General features: G+C 69.1%; 14 protein-coding genes and 1 pseudogene. 9 read left to right on the forward strand and 6 right to left on the reverse strand.

Annotated features, from left to right (window positions below; genetic code table 11):
• Positions 1 to 86 precede the first annotated feature (86 nt).
• Complete coding sequence (locus AB0G56_RS27210) at positions 87 to 770, forward strand: TetR/AcrR family transcriptional regulator (protein WP_360973716.1); 684 nt, start codon at positions 87 to 89, stop codon at positions 768 to 770.
• Here the strand turns inward: AB0G56_RS27210 and AB0G56_RS27215 are convergent.
• Both AB0G56_RS27215 and AB0G56_RS27220 read right to left on the reverse strand, forming a co-directional pair.
• Entirely contained in the window at positions 738 to 1,715 is a 978-nt protein-coding gene (locus AB0G56_RS27215; RefSeq protein ID WP_360973718.1) for an NAD(P)-dependent oxidoreductase, read from the reverse strand. The genes AB0G56_RS27210 and AB0G56_RS27215 overlap by 33 nt on opposite strands.
• Complete coding sequence (locus AB0G56_RS27220) at positions 1,712 to 2,338, reverse strand: ScbR family autoregulator-binding transcription factor (protein ID WP_360973720.1); 627 nt, start codon at positions 2,336 to 2,338, stop codon at positions 1,712 to 1,714. Before AB0G56_RS27220 ends, AB0G56_RS27215 begins: the two co-directional genes overlap by 4 nt.
• Before the next feature lie 108 nt (positions 2,339 to 2,446).
• On the opposite strand from AB0G56_RS27220, the gene AB0G56_RS27225 reads away from it, so the two are divergent.
• Positions 2,447 to 3,403: a ScbA/BarX family gamma-butyrolactone biosynthesis protein gene (locus tag AB0G56_RS27225; protein WP_360973722.1), complete on the forward strand. Its 957-nt coding sequence runs from the start codon at positions 2,447 to 2,449 to the stop codon at positions 3,401 to 3,403.
• A gap of 1,929 nt (positions 3,404 to 5,332) precedes the next feature.
• Here the strand turns inward: AB0G56_RS27225 and AB0G56_RS27230 are convergent.
• Positions 5,333 to 6,157 (reverse strand): DUF6008 family protein, encoded by an 825-nt coding sequence (locus AB0G56_RS27230; protein WP_360973724.1) that lies wholly within the window; start codon positions 6,155 to 6,157, stop codon positions 5,333 to 5,335.
• Between the two features lie 119 nt (positions 6,158 to 6,276).
• Between AB0G56_RS27230 and AB0G56_RS27235 the strand changes: the two genes are divergently transcribed.
• Together AB0G56_RS27235 and AB0G56_RS27240 are read left to right on the forward strand one after the other, a co-directional pair.
• Positions 6,277 to 6,936 (forward strand): MerR family transcriptional regulator, encoded by a 660-nt coding sequence (locus AB0G56_RS27235; protein ID WP_360973727.1) that lies wholly within the window; start codon positions 6,277 to 6,279, stop codon positions 6,934 to 6,936.
• Between the two features lie 503 nt (positions 6,937 to 7,439).
• Positions 7,440 to 8,582, forward strand: coding sequence for a DUF4158 domain-containing protein (locus AB0G56_RS27240; RefSeq protein ID WP_360973730.1), 1,143 nt, complete (start codon positions 7,440 to 7,442; stop codon positions 8,580 to 8,582).
• Between the two features lie 445 nt (positions 8,583 to 9,027).
• Here AB0G56_RS27240 and AB0G56_RS27245 read toward each other — a convergent pair whose 3' ends face one another.
• Together AB0G56_RS27245 and AB0G56_RS27250 are read right to left on the reverse strand one after the other, a co-directional pair.
• Positions 9,028 to 9,351 (reverse strand): hypothetical protein, encoded by a 324-nt coding sequence (locus tag AB0G56_RS27245; protein WP_360973732.1) that lies wholly within the window; start codon positions 9,349 to 9,351, stop codon positions 9,028 to 9,030.
• A 588-nt stretch (positions 9,352 to 9,939) separates the two neighbouring features.
• A complete protein-coding gene (locus AB0G56_RS27250; RefSeq protein ID WP_360973735.1) occupies positions 9,940 to 10,545 on the reverse strand; it encodes a hypothetical protein in 606 nt (201 codons plus the stop codon).
• 710 nt (positions 10,546 to 11,255) lie between these two features.
• On the opposite strand from AB0G56_RS27250, the gene AB0G56_RS27255 reads away from it, so the two are divergent.
• Together AB0G56_RS27255 and AB0G56_RS27260 are read left to right on the forward strand one after the other, a co-directional pair.
• The gene (locus AB0G56_RS27255; protein WP_360973738.1) at positions 11,256 to 11,825 is read left to right on the forward strand and encodes a hypothetical protein; all 570 of its coding nucleotides are present in this window, start codon (positions 11,256 to 11,258) and stop codon (positions 11,823 to 11,825) included.
• A 94-nt stretch (positions 11,826 to 11,919) separates the two neighbouring features.
• Positions 11,920 to 12,180 (forward strand): annotated as a pseudogene (locus AB0G56_RS27260) (transposase); the annotation flags it as partial.
• A 123-nt stretch (positions 12,181 to 12,303) separates the two neighbouring features.
• On the opposite strand, the gene AB0G56_RS27265 reads toward AB0G56_RS27260, so the two are convergent.
• Complete coding sequence (locus AB0G56_RS27265) at positions 12,304 to 12,633, reverse strand: winged helix-turn-helix domain-containing protein (protein ID WP_360973741.1); 330 nt, start codon at positions 12,631 to 12,633, stop codon at positions 12,304 to 12,306.
• Positions 12,634 to 12,802: 169 nt separating this feature from the next.
• Between AB0G56_RS27265 and AB0G56_RS27270 the strand changes: the two genes are divergently transcribed.
• The 3 genes from AB0G56_RS27270 to AB0G56_RS27280 all read left to right on the forward strand — a co-directional run bounded on the left by AB0G56_RS27270 (position 12,803) and on the right by AB0G56_RS27280 (position 16,103).
• Positions 12,803 to 13,945 carry an FAD-dependent monooxygenase gene (locus AB0G56_RS27270; RefSeq protein WP_360973744.1) on the forward strand — a complete coding sequence of 381 codons (1,143 nt, stop codon included), beginning with the start codon at positions 12,803 to 12,805 and terminating at the stop codon, positions 13,943 to 13,945.
• 504 nt (positions 13,946 to 14,449) lie between these two features.
• On the forward strand, positions 14,450 to 15,298 hold the full coding sequence (locus tag AB0G56_RS27275; RefSeq protein ID WP_360973747.1) for a hypothetical protein: 849 nt from the start codon (positions 14,450 to 14,452) through the stop codon (positions 15,296 to 15,298).
• Positions 15,299 to 15,512: 214 nt separating this feature from the next.
• Positions 15,513 to 16,103, forward strand: coding sequence for a hypothetical protein (locus AB0G56_RS27280; RefSeq protein ID WP_360973749.1), 591 nt, complete (start codon positions 15,513 to 15,515; stop codon positions 16,101 to 16,103).
• The last annotated feature ends 8 nt before the right edge of the window (positions 16,104 to 16,111 follow it).

Below are 16,111 nucleotides of genomic sequence, written 5' to 3' on the forward strand. Positions count from 1 at the left end.
TCGGACACGGACAGCACGGCGGTGCGCTGCCCAGGGAGTACGCCCGCGTGCACTCCGGCGGCCGGCAGCACTCTTCGGGAGACGGCATGGTGAAGCAGGAGCGGGCCATGCGTACGCGCGCGGCCCTGGTCAAAGCGGCGGCGGCGGAGTTCGACCGTGCCGGCTACGAAGGCACGTCACTGTCACGCATCAGCAAGTCGGTCGGCGTGTCCATAGGCGCTGTCACCTTCCACTTCGCGTCCAAGAGCGAACTGGCCGACGCGGTCCAGGAGGCGGGGCGGTCGGTGACCCGGACGGCGGTGGAGGGCGTCGGTGCCGGGTCCCGGTCCGCGCTGCGCGTGGTGGTCGACCTGACGCTGGTACTGGCCCGGTTGATGGAGCGGGAGCCTTCCGTCCGTGCCGCCATCCGCCTCAGCCGCGAACGTCCGGATGCCGTCCCGTGGTCCGAGGTCTGGCTGCCGACGGTGCGCATGCTCCTCGACGAGGCATATGAAACCGGTCAACTTCGTGCGGCTGCCCTGCCGGCGGACGTCACCACGCTGGTGGAGTACCTGACCAGCGGTGCGGAGGCCTATCTGCGGAGCCGCATGAGCTCGGACGTGGCGTTCGAGAGCGCGGTGGCTCAGCTCAAGCGGCTCTGGCACGTGGCCCTCGCGGGTGTCGCGGTCGACACGGGGGCGAACGAGCCGGGCTGCCCCACGCTCGTCACCACCGTGGACCCGGGCGTCGCCGGCTCGTCAGCCGTGGCGCTCGGGGAGGACTGCCAGTAGGGCGCGGTACCAGGGTGCGGCCTCCGGCACCCGGGACAGCGGCCCGGGACCGGGGTCGCAGTCCGCCGCGGACCAGATCTCGCGGCTGTCGTACCAGTGGTCACGCGCCACCAGGGCGAACTGGCGTTCGCTCAGCTTGCACGCCGACGCCCGCAGGCGGGACCGGCAGTCTTCCCAGGCGAGTTCGGCCGACACGGCCGGCACGCCGAGGTGCCGGCTCAGGGTCGCCAGCAGGTCGCGGGTGGACACCGGATCGGGATGGCTGGCGTGCCAGACACGGGGCCCGGGCAGGGGCGACGCCGTGGCGATGTGGGCGATGAGGCGCGAAAGATCGTCGACGGCGACCATGGAGACACGTGCACGGCCGCCGTCCCACAAGGCCGGTACGGCTGTGATGAATTCGGCGAGAGCGGGTACGACCCACCGGTCCCCCTGCCCCAGCACGAGGCCGGGCCGCAGGACGCATGCCCCGGCCGCCAGCGCGTACTTCTCACCGGCGAGCCGGGTGCGGCTGGTGACGGATATGGGGACGGGCGCCACTTCGTCCACGCCTATCCCCCGGTGCGGGCCCGGCCCGTAGACGGCGGCGGTCGACAGATGCACGATCCGCCTCACCCCGCACCGTGAGGCCTCGCGCATCAGCGCGGCGGTCCCGTGGACGTTGACCCCCGTGCTGTGCGCCTCGTCGGAGCTCTGCGAGGCCGCCAGGTGCAGCAGCACGTCCGCGCCCTCGCAGACGCCCGGCAGGCTGCCGGGATCCCCCAGATCGGCCGACGTCCAGTCGTCGACCAGCGCCGCGGTGCCGGAGGTCAGCCGCCTGCCCACCCCGTGGACGTGCACGGGCGCGGGCCTGCCGGCCTCTTCCCGTAACCGGGCCAGCCGGCGCAGCACCGCCGACCCGATGAACCCAGTGGCACCGGTCAGCACGATGCGCGTACGTCTCATGCGGCGAATCTCTCGGTGCCTGAGGGCAGTCGCACCCGAGCCCGGCCCTGCGAGGTGGCGATCGCCGGGAGGAAGTACCGCCACATCGAGACCAGGCGTTCAGGGAGGTCCGCGTACGCGCTGGCGATGTTGGAGAAGACCTGAGTCCCGGTGTACGCGCCCACCAGCACGTTGGCGAACTCCCGTTCGTCGACGTCGGAAAGCAGCTCGCCCTGCTCGCGCGCGGCGCGCAGGTGGAGGTACAACTGCTCGACCCACTCCTGGTAGGCCGTGTCGTCGGACGGCCCGAACTCACCCTGCTCGACGGCGAGCCGGACGCTTGCCCGGAACAGCACGTTGCCGGTCAACTGGTGCGCGGTGAAGAACGTGAGGTCAACGAGTCCTTGGAGACCGAACCCCTCGGCCGGATGTGCGACGAACTCCTGCTGGTGCGCCAGGACGGCCTGAGCCAGCTCACGCTTGGACTTGAAGTGGAAGTACATCCCACCCTGTGTGACGTTCGCGCGAGTCATGATCTTGCTGATACTCGCACCGCTGTACCCGAACTCGTCGAAGATCTCGGCGGCCGCAGTCAGAATCACCTCCCGCGTCCGCACTGCCCGCTCTTGCTTCGGCTCGGCCATTGCTGTGCTCGACTCTCTCGACAAAAAAAACGAACACCCTTATTTTACAGGACGGGGCCCCTAGATCGGTAGGGAAGGTGCCCCGACACGAGCGCCAGGGGGAGAGGCATGCTCACCACCACGGAACGTCCCATCGCGGTAAGACCGTCCGCCCTGACCACGACCGTTGCACGGGAGTACGTGCACCGGGCGGCGCTGTCGGAGGTGTTCCTGACCGACTGGATCAAGGAGGGGCCCGACAGCTTCACCGTCACCGCGCAGTGGCCGCGCAGCCACAGCTTCTACACCTCCGAGCACGGTCTGTACGACCCGCTTCTGCTCAGCGAGACCGTGCGGCAGTCCGGTCTGCTGCTCATGCATGTCGGCTATCACATGCCGTTCGGCCATCAGATCAGCTGGTCGCGGCTTCAGTACGCGCTCAACCCGCAGGCGCTGCGCATCGAGCCCACGCCCGCCGAGATCGAACTGCACGTGACATGCTCGGACATCAAGTACCAGGGCAAGTTGCCGCGCACCATGGTCATGCACCTGGAGGCCGTTCGCGCCGGCTCGCTGCTGGCCATGGCCAGCATCCGGTTCAACACCCACTCCCCCGCGGTCTACCAGCGCCTGCGGACGGGCCGGAACGTCGAGGAGGTCTTCAAAGCCGTCCCGGAGCCGCCCGAGCCGGTCTCGCGGGCCGCCGTGGGCCGCCTGCGCAAGCAGGACATCGTCCTGTCGCCGACCGAGGACAGCGGCCGCTGGCAACTGCGCGTCGACCCGAGTCATCCCGTGCTGTTCGACCACCCGGTCGACCACGTGCCGGGCATGCTCCTGCTGGAGGCCGTCCGCCAGGCCGGCCACGCTCTGGACTCCGCACAGGCGGGGGCGGCGCTACCGGTCTCCGTGGACGTCTCGTTCAACCGCTACGTCGAGTTCGACGAACCGTGCTGGATCGAAGCGGAGCAGATACCTGCGGTGTCACCTTCATCCGGTGGGCGTCGTACGATCCGCGTGAACGCCAGACAGGGGGATTTCTTCGCCTTCCAGGCGACGGCGGAGCTGGCGGACGCCGCCTCACTCTGAGGGCTGAGGTGCTCCGCTTCCGCACGAAAAAGCCATCACCTACGGGGGGGACGATGTAGAGCGAGCATGGCGACTCGTGTCCTGCAGAAGGGGACTGTCGCCGACCGCCCCCCAGTGCGCCAGCACTGGGGTCCGTGGTCGTTTCACGCCGCCCGTCGAGCTGCCAACTCGACGGGCGCAGGCCCGTTTCACGGGTGCCAGCCCGAGAAACGCGCGATGCCAGGTTCTACCCGAACCGTTCAGCCGCCGAATGACGGCTTCCGCATGCCTCTTGCACAGAGACGTCTCCATAATGACCCAGAGTTCCGTGATTCACCAGCCCTACCACCAGGTTTATGTGCGGGAAGGCTGTTGTGACGCCAGCCACTCCCTACTGAAGTCCAGCCAATATCTGGCCGAATCCAAGCGTTGCGGGGCCATCGCCATGCCTCGCGGACGAGTGAAGGTGCCCATGCGGCTCGTCGAGTCGCCCCACTACTCCGATGCGGCGCTCAGCGTCTACGTGAAAGTCAAGGCTCTCAGCCTGCGTCAGGAAGGCTGCACGGCAGGGGTTGCCACCCTCGCCCGATATCTGGGCCTCTCGGCGTCGACCGTTCAACGGGGCCTGGCGCAACTGCGTGCCCCGGCACCCGACGGTGTCATCGAAATGCCGGTGAGTACCCGCCGGTCCCTGCCAGGGGGCCGGGGAACCACCGCCCGCCGCCGAGTCCGCCCGCCGCGGCCCACCGAACGGTTCATCTGGCTGCCCGTGGCGGCGAGCGAACACCTGCGACCCCGTCTGCTGCGCGCCTACGCGCTCATCGCCTACGCCGTTGTCCAGAAGATCCCTTTGACCGAGGGTGTCCTCGCCGGCTTCCTGCGCCACCATTCCGGCCGCCGTGCCGGCGAGGCGATCAGCGCCGAGGCAGCCGGCCGCATCGTCGACGAGCTGGTGGCCTCCGGCTGGATCGGTGTGCTGCGGCGAGCCGGTGCACAGGGGCGTCACGAGTTCCTGGTCAACGCCCAGCCGGTCTGCGCACACGAACTTGATGACCGATCGGGTCCCGACGTTGATGACCGTTCCCTCGCGTATAAGGAAGACCTGAGAACTGACCGACTTGAGAACGACGCCGAGCCGGTCTCATCCGCCGTAGGCGAGGTACCTGTGGGGACGCGTGCCGAGGCTCCGCTCGACAAACCGGGCCCGGAGCGCGCACCGGATGCGCTCGCGCTGCGCGCGGATGAGAACCCCGATCCCCTCCCCACCCGTGAGAAGTCCTACCGCGGGCCGCAACTGACGTTCAGCGGCAGACTCCACACCGTGCTGGAGCCGGTCCGCTTCCTGCTCGGCAAGGTGAACACGTACGTGCAGCGCAGGATCGGGCGGGAGATCGCCCGGCAACTCGCCGACGGCACGACCGTGGCGCGGCTGCGGGACAGACTCGCGCAACGCCTCGCGCGGACCGTCGTCGCCGACATCCGGGACGTGGGTCGTTGGCTGCTGGGTGTCGCACTCCCCCGCTGGGGCTGTGCGCATCCGGACTGCGAAACGGGCGTGCTCTGGTCCACCGGCACACACTGCCCCGTCTGCCGGGAGGTTGTCGCGGAGCGCGCGGCGGCCCGCCACGGTAGCGCACCACTCCCCCCCGAGGAAGCGGTCGAGGGCCGCCGTGGGCCGAGTCACCGCTTCCCCGTGGCCCCGGCGCGACCGCCTGCGCAGCGCACATGCTGCCCGGGCTGCGAACGCCCGCACCGCCCCGGGCAGTCCGGGCTCTGCCGCGGCTGCCGCCCCGGACCCGATTCCGTCCTCCCGGCCGGCGACGGCGGCCGCTCGGGGAGCAGCTGCGCCTGCGGCCGTCCCTCCCCGCACGGTCTGTGCTGGCGGTGTCGCATCGCGTCGGATACGACACCCGATGGACCAGCGTCGCAGGGCCGCCCGGACGAGGGCGATCAGGAACGCCCGGCCACGACGGGCTCGACCACCGTGCTCTGCTCGCAGTCGGCTTCTTGCGGACCGGTGACGACGGCCACCGCCTCGTCCGCTTCAGCCACCTCGGCCTCGGGAACCCCGTACCCGGCCTTGACCGCCCGCCGTTCCTTCCACAGGTGGTAGACCGCGATGGCGAGAATGACCGTACCGATCAGGTTGGCGACGAAATGCCACCACACCCGGTACGTCGCCAGCGCCGGGCCCGGCTCGATCAGGCCGAACCAGGTGGACAGCCCGATGGCACGGCTGGCGCCGAGCGCTATGGACAGGGTCAGCGCCACGTGCTCCAGGCCGTGGATGCCCTGCATCCACACTCCCATCCTGGCCCACTTGCGGGACTTGAGCGCGCCGGCGGCCCGCCGGGTGATCTGCGCGATGCCGACGAGCCCGGCCAGGAAGATGAAGTTGCCCATGAGGTGGAGGATCTCCATACCGAGCGTGGGCTTGCTCGGGTCGACCTGCCCCATACCGCGCGACAGGCCGTTCCCCCAGGGAGTCATCCATGGCGGGGAGTACGGATGCGCCACCCAGTAGGCGGCCTGGGCCACATGTTCCTGGAAGTGGCCCACCTGCCCGATCACTCCGAGCCCGATGAGAGCGATCGCCACCTTGTACAGCCAGGGCCGTGCCTGCCCCCGGTTCCCGAGAGCGATCACGACGACGGCCGCCCACATTGCGACCGCCCAGCCGATGAGGAGGACGGCGCCCAGGGTGTCGAGGGAGGAAACGGTGTTCCCCATTCCTCCCATCCCGCTCATGCCGTGTGCTCCGTGCGCGTGGTCCATGAGCTCTCCTGCGGGTTCCGGCTCCGGTCAGGGTCTGTGTGTGCTTCCCCTCACGCTAGGGAGCCCGGGCGGACGGCAACCACTTCGCACGTGCTGAATGCAAAAAGGAGGGATCACGGATGAAACTCGCCCAACTCAGTGAATCCAGTGGCGCGTCCACCGCCACGATCAAGTACTACCTGCGTGAGGCGCTGCTCAGGCCCGGTGACCGTGTCCACACGACACAGATGCACTACGACGAGCACCACCTGCCCCGTCTTCGGCTCATCCGCGCGCTGACCGACGTGGGCGGTCTGTCCATCGAGATGGTCAGGGACGTACTGACAGCGAGGGAAACACCTGACCTCACGCCTGGTGAGCTGGTGAGCGCATGCCACGTGGCACCGGCCTGCTGCGGAACCGCCTCGGAACACGGGGCCGACCACGCGGCCGCGATGTCGGAGATCGTCGCCCTGGCCCACCGGCAGGGCTGGCGGGTCTCGTACGACACCCCGGCGGTCGTCACCGCGGCCGGGGCCCTGGATGCTCTGCGCAGCCTGGGCCAGGCCGGCACCAGGGAGCACATCGACGCCTATGCGCAGGCCGCCGAGACCGTGACCGCGGCCGATCTCAGGACCACCCGCGCCACCACGAGCCAAGCCATAAAGGCCTTGGTCGTCACCAGCGTGCTGGGCGACGTACTCCTGTCTGCCCTGCGGCGCCTGGCACAGATCCACCATCTGCACGACGAGGCTCCCGCAAGGATCACCGCGCTCTCGAACTCCGCACCCGGCCAGTGATCCTTGCGCCGCCGACTTCTCTCCGCCGTGAGGCGACTGCCGAGTTCGCGCGAGGCGGGTCTCACGGCTACGTCGACGGCGGCGATCGCCGAGAGGGCTGCCGTAGAAGCTGCGGACGGCGGAGACGGCGCGGCCGCGGGAGGCGGCGGCGAGCGGGCTGCCGTCGAAGGCTCTTCGAGGTCCTGGTCGTCACCACACGCGAACTGGCACCCGGTGCGAAGCTCTGTTTCAACATGAGCTCATCGACAACCGCCGAGGCTGTTCAGCGGTGGTGGCCCGAACGCAGGCCACTGGTCTGATAATCCAGCCGAACATATCCATCAGTGCTGGTCAACGGCTTGGGTGTGGAGTGTGTAGCGGCTGGGCGGGGGCCGGGGCGGTCTTTGTCGGCCCCGGACTCCTACCTCTGCCCCCGGGGGAAAAGTAACCGGCGGGTAGCTTTCGAGTAGTCAGATGATCCGTTTCCCCTTCAGCGCTGCCTCGTTGGGCTGAACGAGTGGCCTGTGATTGACGAGGAAGGGGCGGGCGTGCGGCAGGAGTGGTCGCCGGAGGAAGTGGTCGAGTGCTGGACGCTGGTGGACGGCGACTGGGCCTTGGTGGCGAATAAGACGGGGGCGACGAGGCTCGGCTTCTGTCTGATGCTGAAGTTCTTCGAGCTTGAGGGCCGGTTTCCGGAGTTCGTCGAGGAGATCCCGCAGCCTGCGGTGGAGTACGTCGCTGGGCTGGTGAAGGTGCCGGCCGCGGAGTTCGCGAAGTACGACCTGTCCAGCCGTGCGGTGAAGCACCACCGCGCGCAGATCCGCGAGGCGCTGGGGTTCCGGCCGGCGACCCGGGCGGATGAGGACCGGCTGATCGCGTGGCTGGCGGACGAGGTGTGCCCGGTGGAGCTGGTCGAGGACCGGCTGCGGGAGGCGGTGCTGGTGCAGTGCCGGGCGGGCCGGATCGAGCCGCCCGGCCGGATCGAGCGCATCGTGAACGCGGCCCAGGCGCGGGCGGAGAAGGCGTTTTGTGCCCGCACCATCGAGCGGCTGGGTGCGTGCGCCAAGCGGCTGCTGGAGCTGGTGGGCGAGGGCAATGAAGCCGGGGCCGCACTGCTGGCGTCGCTCAAGCGTGACCCGGGAGCGGTGGGCCTGGACTCGCTGCTGACGGAGATCACCAAGCTGAACGACGTGCGCAGGCTTGGGCTGCCGGACGGGCTGTTCACCGACTGCTCGGAGAAGCTGCTGGCTGCCTGGCGGGCGCGGGCTATCAAGATGTACCCCTCGGACTTCCGGGAGACGGCCGAGGACGCGCGGATCACGCTGCTGGCCGCGCTGTGCGCGTCGAGGCAGTCGGAGATCACCGACGCGCTGGTGGAGCTGCTGATCGCCCTGGTGCAGAAGATCAATGCCCGTGCCGAGCGGCGGGTGGAGCGGCAGCTGACCGCGGAGCTGAAGAAGGTCCGCGGCAAGGAGGGCATCCTCTTCAAGCTCGCGGACGCGGCGATCGGCAAGCCGGACGAGATCGTGCGCACGGCCCTGTACCCGGTGGTGGGCGAGAAGACGCTGCGGGACCTGGTGGCCGAGGCGAAGGCGAAGCCGACGACTCCTGTTCTGTGCGGGACAGTCGCCCTCCCGCACCGCAGCGGTGGTCACGTCACCCCATGAGGCATACAAAGCGTAGTCGCGTCATCGCAGACTGTCACCTATGCGTGGCGAGGTGACAGTCACCGGAGTCTGCTGCCGGAACCTGGTCAGCTGCATCCGACCGTCGCGAGCGACGCTCACAGCGGCCGTACGGATGCGGCCGGGGCCCGCTGCCGTACGGCTCTTACTCCTCGGCCTCGCCCGGCTCCCGCAGGGGCCGCAGTCCTCCGTCGCTGTGGAAGCGGATGATGGGGTAGCGGCCGTGGAGATTGATGTGTTCGTGGACCAGCGGGGACAGCCGTGAGCGGATCTCGGAGGAGATGGTGACGCCGCCGGCCTCCGGCGGCCTGATGGTCTCCGGAGCAGAGGACCCCGGCGGTGTCGCCGGCGTCCTCTCGCTACCCCCACCTTCGATTCGAAAACTACTGAAGAGTTCGGAAGGCGGTGATCTGTGGCTGGCGTGAGATCAGAAGGTCTGTACGCCGATCCAGTTGATATGGAATCCGTGCTGCTGGGCCTGGGCGACGGTGACGGTCGGGTTGGAGCGGTCCATGTCCCGCAGGTAGACCCGAAAGCCGGTCAAGGTCGGGTTGTAGACCGCCGAGGACCCGGAGCTGTCCCACATGGTCCCCTGGCCACCGAGCGAGATGGTGTAGGCCGGTGTGCCGAAAGCCGGATTGAACTGCGCCTGGCTGGTGTTGACGTCGATGTAGATCCCCTGACCCCCGGGAGTCGGTTGCCAGTTCTGGCCAGGCGTAGTGCTGCCGGAACCGATGACATTGTTGGGCATGGTGCTCCTTCTGCTGCAGCTCACGAGACTGCTGACACTTCAGGCAACGGGGCCGAGAGGGAGACCGACCCGAAAGTTCCCCGCTTCCTGTCCGCCGTGCCGGGTCTCATCACTTCGAGCATGTCTGGGGCGGCCTGTCGGTATGCCGTCCCGACGGGGCACAGCCAGAACCTGCCGTCGCCGCGACGCGTTCTGCCCTGGCTTAAACCGTGCACTGCCCAGCTGGCGCGGGGGCGGCTGTGTCGGTGAGTGCGGACTCGGCTCCCCCGAAGCGCAGAATGGTTTGCGCGCATAGCAGTTCTGCCCTCCTCGTGTTCACAGCCAGGAGGGGTTGGGTCGCCGCGTGTCGCACAATAGGATCTACTGCCGTCCTGATCAGGCCAGTTGCGGGTCACCGCTGGTGGTGACCCGCCGACGTGGAGGGCTGGATTTCGTTCACTAGCAAGTGCGACGGACAGTCAACGCTAGTTGAAGCGGGGCAAGCTCAGTGCCCGGTGGCGATCCCATTCAGCGGGAAGCGCCGGCCCGTTTCCACCCCTCCCGGCCTGGCCCGCTCAGCGCAGGCCTGGGCGCAGCGGGGCTTTGCTGTCAGTGCTCCGCGTACCACTTGGCCGGGTCGCGGCCCTCCCGTGTGGCGTACATGCCCTTCTGGTAGGTGGGGACGGCTTCGCCGGTCAGCTCGGTCTCCTCGAAGGTCCACGTCTGGTTGGGGGCACTTTCGCGTTTCGCCACGACAGGCCAGTATCCGCCGTCGGCGGGCATCAGGGTGGCGACCATGTTCTCGTGCGGGCCCGGCCAGAACATCCCGTCACGTGCCGTCCACTGCGTCTGGTCGTTCCTGCCCCAGCCCCACAGGCCCAGCCCGACCGGGCCGGAGGCGTTTTGCATGGGGCCGACGTGGAGGGCGAACGCGCTGCGGTGGTCCTTGTCGGCGTTGACCAGGTGCCACCACGGCTCCCCGTGACTCTCCAGTTCACAGAAGAACCAGACCTCGGCCCGGTCGCCCTTGGGCTTGCGCACGGTCAGGACCTGGGACTTGGTGTGGGCGTAGGGGATGACGCCCTCCTCGCCGGTCCACTTGTCGTACGCCTTCTGCTCGCCCTCGGTCATGCCCCCTTTGGCAGCGGCCAGACACATCCCGGTGTCGTCGTTGACGATGCGGAAGAACTTCGCGGTCGGAAACCCGTGGCCCATGTGACTCCTTGGATGCGGAGGATTACAGAAAGAGACGAGCCGACGCTAGCAGGGGACGGGCCGCAGCCCGGCCACCCAGCCCAGCGCGCGGACCCTCCGCGAGTACGAGAACCGGATCAGCGCGCTCGCACCGGTGTGCTGCTGGCGCAGGCCCGACACGAAGGGGGAGGGCGCATGATCCCGCTGCCCCCGCGCCGCACGAAGCGACCGGGACTCGGCGCCGCCCCTGAGCAGCCCATCGGGCCCTTCAGGCACTGGCCCGACGGCACGGAGGACGAGGAGACCGACCTCGCTCGCCCTGCTACCGGCCTTCCAATGCCCCAAGATCGCCAGCCAGAGGATCACTGACAGCTACCTTTCCCCTGGGGACAGAGGTAGGAGTCCGGGGCCTTGTCGGGCGGTCCCACGAATGTGTGGCCGTGCTGCGCGCAGTGGCCACGCGTCGGGCAGTCCCTTCCACAGGAGGAGGACATCCGGCACCTCCTCCATGGCGCCGGGCACTTGCCGCGCCGCGACAAGAGGGCCCTGTCTGAGAAGTTCAAGATCGTGATCGGCCTGCACGGCAACACCATCCCCCACGCGCGACTCCTTCCCCAGGGCGATCAGTGGCGGCATCCTCCGGTTCAAGCGGATCCTGAAGGCGATGCGCTGATCGAGCCGCCTGGCCTGCGATGCATCGGGCTGTCGGTGACGGCCGCCATGATGAGGGTGTGGACTACAGCCTCGTGATCGCCGCCGCGCACGCTGCCGGGCCCTGCCCGCCCGGTGAGGAACCCGCCTGGGGCCGCCGCGTGCACGCCCTCACCGTCGACCTGCACCTGATCGCGAACCAGGCGGCGCAGGACATCGCCCGCCTGGACAGCGCCTCCCGGTTCGTCGCCTTCCTGGAGAAGGTCGAGATCGAGGAGTCCAGCCGGCGAGGTCTGCTGACCTTGCGCAACCCGGCCGGGGACACCGAGCACATCCGTACCGAGCAGCAGGAGACCGACCGCGGCCGCGATCTGATCGAGCGGGCCCGCGCCCTGCAGGGCCGATGGGTGCTGGTCTTCCGCTACAACGAGAAGGCCTCCGCCACCAAACAGGTCCGCATGCTCGCCCACCTCATGGACCTCGGCGACGGCGCCATCGCCGTGAACCTCGCCAAGAAGATCCTCACCGACGACGCCGGCGGCGCCATCCCCCGCGCGCAGGCCGCATGGGCGGAGGCAGGCCTGCCCGACACCGGCGCCATCACGGTGGAGCAACTGGAGCGAGCCCGCGCCAGGCTGCAGGGCGCGTGAGCCGAGCCGACGCCGCGGTGTAAGGGGTATCGCCGAGATACAGGTCAAAGGGACAATGGATTGATCTTGAAGCGCTGAGCCTTCTACTGGGTGCCGTCGCCTCGTCCGCGCGCTCGGTGTGAGGCCGCTGGTTGCCTGGCGGGGCACCGAGCATGGCTCCGGGCTAGGCGCCCAACGCTGGGTCGTGGAGCGGGCGTTCACCCACCTGCACGGGTTCCGCCGGCTGCGGATGCGCTGGGAGATCCGGGACGACACTCACGAAGCCCTGCTCGTCCTTGGGTGCGCGCTCATCTGCTGGCGGCGACTGGACGCGGCCCGCCGCGTGACAGTAGAAGGCGCTGCTGGAGGACCTTGAGGTCGCACTCCGGGGCCACAAGGCACTCCACCACCGCCCTCCGAGGACCTCAGTGGCCGGGGCTCCGCCGCCTGCATGATCCAACTGACCTTTTGGCGGGGGTCCTGCGAGCGCTTGGCGGGGTTACGGCATATCACCCGGAGGCGCTGCTCCCAGGAGGGTGAGCAGCCCGGGGAATCTCTTCTCGATGTCCGCGCGTCGTAGTCGGATGCCCTTGCGGTTGCCGTAGTCGATCTCGTCAATGAGACCTGCCTCGCGCAGGACGCGGAAGTGGTGGGTCTGGGTCTGCTTCGAGATCGGGAGATCGAACGAGTTGCAGCCCCGCTCGTTGTCGCTGCGGTCGGCGACCAACTGCGTCATCACCGAACGACGGTGCTCGTCGGCGAGGGCGCGGAACACCGCACCCAGATCGAGCGCATCGGCCTCCGGGCCGACCAGGTTCTTCCCGGCCACGCGGCACCTCCTTCAGGTACGACTTGAATCGTACCTGAAGGTTGTGCTCCACTGAGGTACGAAATCGATCGTACCTGGCCGGTTGCGCTGCCCCGTGCCGCCGCTCCCTGAGACCCAGCCCGGCACTCGCCGGGGAACCTGTTCATCGACACTCCGAGAGGTCATCGTCATGAAGAAGCCCGAGGTGCTGATAGTCGGTGCCGGAATCGCAGGGCCCGCACTCGCGTACTGGCTCTCCCGGAACGGATACCGGCCGACGGTCGTCGAACATGCCCGGCAGCTGCGCTCCGGTGGTAGCGCGATCGTCGTGAAGGGGCCCGCGATCCCGGTCGCCGACCGCATGGGCATCCTCCCGCAGCTCCGCGGACTCGCCACCCGCAATCGGTCACTGACCCTGCTCGACCCCGGCGGCAGGCGAATCCTGCAACTCCCGCTCACCTCGGACGAGGCGCCGACGGTCGAAGTGACCCGAGCCGACCTGTCCGAGGTGCTCCACCGGTCGGCGCAGACCGAGGCCGAGTTCTTGTTCGACGACACGGTCACCGCTCTCGACCAGGACGGAGGAGGGGTCGACGTCACCTTCCGGCGGTCCGCGCCACGGCGCTTCGACTTGGTGGTCGGTGCCGACGGGATTCACTCCACCGTACGGCGCCTGGTGTTCGGCCCCGAGCGGCAGTTCGCGAACGATCTGGGCCTGTACGGCGCGACCGTCCCGCTGGAACCCGACGCCATCGAGGACCCGAACGAGATGACGATGCTGACCGTGCCGAACCGGATGCTGGTCCTCCATCCCTCACGGACCACTCCGCTCGCGATCTTCACCTTCCGGGCCGCACAGCTAGCGCCCCACGACCGCAAGAACATCGCCCTTCACAAGCAGACCGTGGCTGACGCCTACGCCGACGTGCGGTGGCGGGCACCGGAACTCGTGGCGACGTTCCTCGACCACCCGGCTCCGTTCTTCGACCCCCTGACCACCGTCCGGATGCCCTCGTGGTCCCGCGGACGGGTCGTACTGCTCGGGGACGCGGCGGCGGCGACAGCCCTGCTGGGCGACGGGTCCAGCATGGCGATGGCGGGCGCGTACGCCCTCGCGGAAGAGCTCGCCGCCCATCCCGGTGATCACGCCCGCGCCTTCGCCGCCTACGAGTCGCGGCTCCGCCGTGAGACAGGCCCGCGGCAGCGACGCGTCGGTCTGCTCTCCAGGCTCATGGTGCCCCGCACCCGGCCGGGCCTCGCGGTGCGCAACACGGTGGCCCGCGCGGTCGGTCGCACGAACCGGATCGCCTCTCGCGAAGCCGCGAACCGGTAAACCGGGTCCGCACCGACCGGTCACCGGTCGGTGCGCAGCTCCACGGATCCCGCCCCGGGCCCAGACGACAACAACATCACGACCAACGACACTGAGCCGAACGGGTGGCGGAGCGAGGTGCTCATGGCTTCGAGATCAACTCATTGCCCCTTTGACCCGTATCTCGGCGATACCCGTGTAACGCTCGCCGGGGGGTGCCCCGTCTGCAGGGGTGAGGTGCCGCGGAATCCGTACCTGGCGGACAGCCCCCACAGCTTCCGCGGCTCCCGCGGGCGCCACCCAAGTCGGGACCTAGATAACAGCAAGAAGCGCAGAAGACCTCCACGGAGCCTTCGGCTCCGCTCCCGGGTAGCCCGGGGGTCGTACAAGGTCCGTACCGGGCCTGCACGGACCGATTTGGTCCGACACGGACCGAGACGAGACCCGCAGCTCACCAGGGGAGGGGCGTCCTCAAGCTTCTTGCTGTTATCTAGACACCAGACTGGATTCCGTACGCTGTCGGGCATGTCCGAGCCGATCCCGCGCACCGCCGACGCCCTCACCGCGATCGGCGCCTTCATCGACGCCCAGCAAGAAGCCGGGTACGCCGACGGGACCGTCCGGCTGCGCGGCACCCTGCTCACCGAGTTCCTGGAACACGTCCTCAACGAGGAGAAGGCCACTTCCCTGACCGCCGAACAGCTCGTCCAGCCCGAGCGCGCGGACTCCTGGCTCGACGCGGCCGACGCCGGCGAGACCCGGCGCCGCAACACCCTCACCGGCCCGGACGCCGCCGCGTCGTACGACTCCCAGCGCGCCCGCATCCAGACCTACAACACCTTCGTCGAGCACCTCGGCCTGAACCTGCGCCGCGACTACCCGCCCACCGGGCACGGCGACCGCCTGGAACCCGAGCAGGCCTACAAGCTGCTGCGCACCCTCGCCGTACGGCGGCCCACCGGCGCCAACGCCGCCACCGCCATCCGCACCGCCGCAGTGGCAGCACTCGTCGCCGCCACCGGCCGCTCCGTCCCCCAGCTCCACCAGCTCAACGTCACCGACGTCGACCTGGAACGCCGCCCGGTCCCCGTCGTGACCGTCGCCGACTTCGACCACCCGCTCGATGCGCACAGCGCGGAGATCCTGCGCCGCTGGCTCGACGTCCGCGCCGGCATCACCAAGGCCCTCGAAGGCAGCGACCCCGGCTATCTGTGGATCCCGACCAAGCCCGGCCGCGAACGCGCCGGCATCCAGCCGCCGAAGCCAGGCCTGACCCGGGCCGCCGTACGCACCCTGCACGCCGCACACCGCAACCTCGTCCTGCAGGTGATCGGCGTTCCCCTGCGCCCGTACGCACTCCTCCCCCGCAGGTAGGGATGCCGTTAACGAGCAGCGAACCAGGTGCCAAGTAACCCGCTAGTAGTTTCCTGGGCGGGTTTTCACGTTTCTGTGTGGCTTGTCTGGTTGATCGGGGCCGTTCAGGGGGTGCGGTCGTATCCGGGGCGCGGGGCTGCTCGTTTGCCGCCCGGGGGCCGATACGCGAGGAGGCCGCCGATGGGGCGGATCAAGAAGAAGCGCGCCGAGCGCGATGCACGCCGCCAGCCCGGGACCCGGCCGGAGACGGCCCCGCCTCTCGGTCGCGGTCGGCAAGAGCGGCCAGGTGCTCGCCAACGGCGAACGGCTCACCCCGTCGGTGGCCGAGCGGCTGCGGACGGAGATGCCGCTGCTGGCCGGGATGGTCGCCTTCTACGAGAACAACCAGCTCGCCGGCCGCGGCCTGGACGGGGCGCCCGAGGACGGTGTGATGCCCCTGCTGCCGCCCTCCGCCCCCGATCCGATGCCGCCGCTGGACGAGAAGGCCTTGGCCGACGCCCAGGCCGCTACTGCGGTACTGGTGCGCCAGGGCAAGGTCTCCGAACCGGCGGGCGCGATGGTCATCCCCGCCCAGCGTGACGGCGTACTGTTCGCCGTCGGAGGCCGGGACGGCGAGCTGTACGTCAACGGGCGTGCGCTCACTCAGCAGTGGGCCGACGCCCTACGATCCGAGCCGCCGGATCTGGCCTCGGACGTCACCCGACTCCAGGCCATGCGCGCAGAGTGGCTGGACGCGCCGCCCGAAGACCGCACGCTGGCCCTGGCCGCTGGCTGCACCGACCCGAACTGCCTCACTCCGCACTGACCAACGCT

It is taken from the genome of Streptomyces sp. NPDC021356, from assembly GCF_040641015.1.
Taxonomy (GTDB): domain Bacteria; phylum Actinomycetota; class Actinomycetes; order Streptomycetales; family Streptomycetaceae; genus Streptomyces.

Bases quoted from the DNA above. Each gene is read 5' to 3' on its own strand.
- AB0G56_RS27210 (WP_360973716.1), top strand. From the start codon at position 87: ATGGTGAAGCAGGAGCGGGCCATGCGTACGCGCGCGGCCCTGGTCAAA.
- AB0G56_RS27215 (WP_360973718.1), bottom strand. From the start codon at position 1,715: ATGAGACGTACGCGCATCGTGCTGACCGGTGCCACTGGGTTCATCGGG.
- AB0G56_RS27220 (WP_360973720.1), bottom strand. From the start codon at position 2,338: ATGGCCGAGCCGAAGCAAGAGCGGGCAGTGCGGACGCGGGAGGTGATT.
- AB0G56_RS27225 (WP_360973722.1), top strand. From the start codon at position 2,447: ATGCTCACCACCACGGAACGTCCCATCGCGGTAAGACCGTCCGCCCTG.
- AB0G56_RS27230 (WP_360973724.1), bottom strand. From the start codon at position 6,157: ATGGACCACGCGCACGGAGCACACGGCATGAGCGGGATGGGAGGAATG.
- AB0G56_RS27235 (WP_360973727.1), top strand. From the start codon at position 6,277: ATGAAACTCGCCCAACTCAGTGAATCCAGTGGCGCGTCCACCGCCACG.
- AB0G56_RS27245 (WP_360973732.1), bottom strand. From the start codon at position 9,351: ATGCCCAACAATGTCATCGGTTCCGGCAGCACTACGCCTGGCCAGAAC.
- AB0G56_RS27250 (WP_360973735.1), bottom strand. From the start codon at position 10,545: ATGGGCCACGGGTTTCCGACCGCGAAGTTCTTCCGCATCGTCAACGAC.
- AB0G56_RS27270 (WP_360973744.1), top strand. From the start codon at position 12,803: ATGAAGAAGCCCGAGGTGCTGATAGTCGGTGCCGGAATCGCAGGGCCC.
- AB0G56_RS27275 (WP_360973747.1), top strand. From the start codon at position 14,450: ATGTCCGAGCCGATCCCGCGCACCGCCGACGCCCTCACCGCGATCGGC.
- AB0G56_RS27280 (WP_360973749.1), top strand. From the start codon at position 15,513: ATGCACGCCGCCAGCCCGGGACCCGGCCGGAGACGGCCCCGCCTCTCG.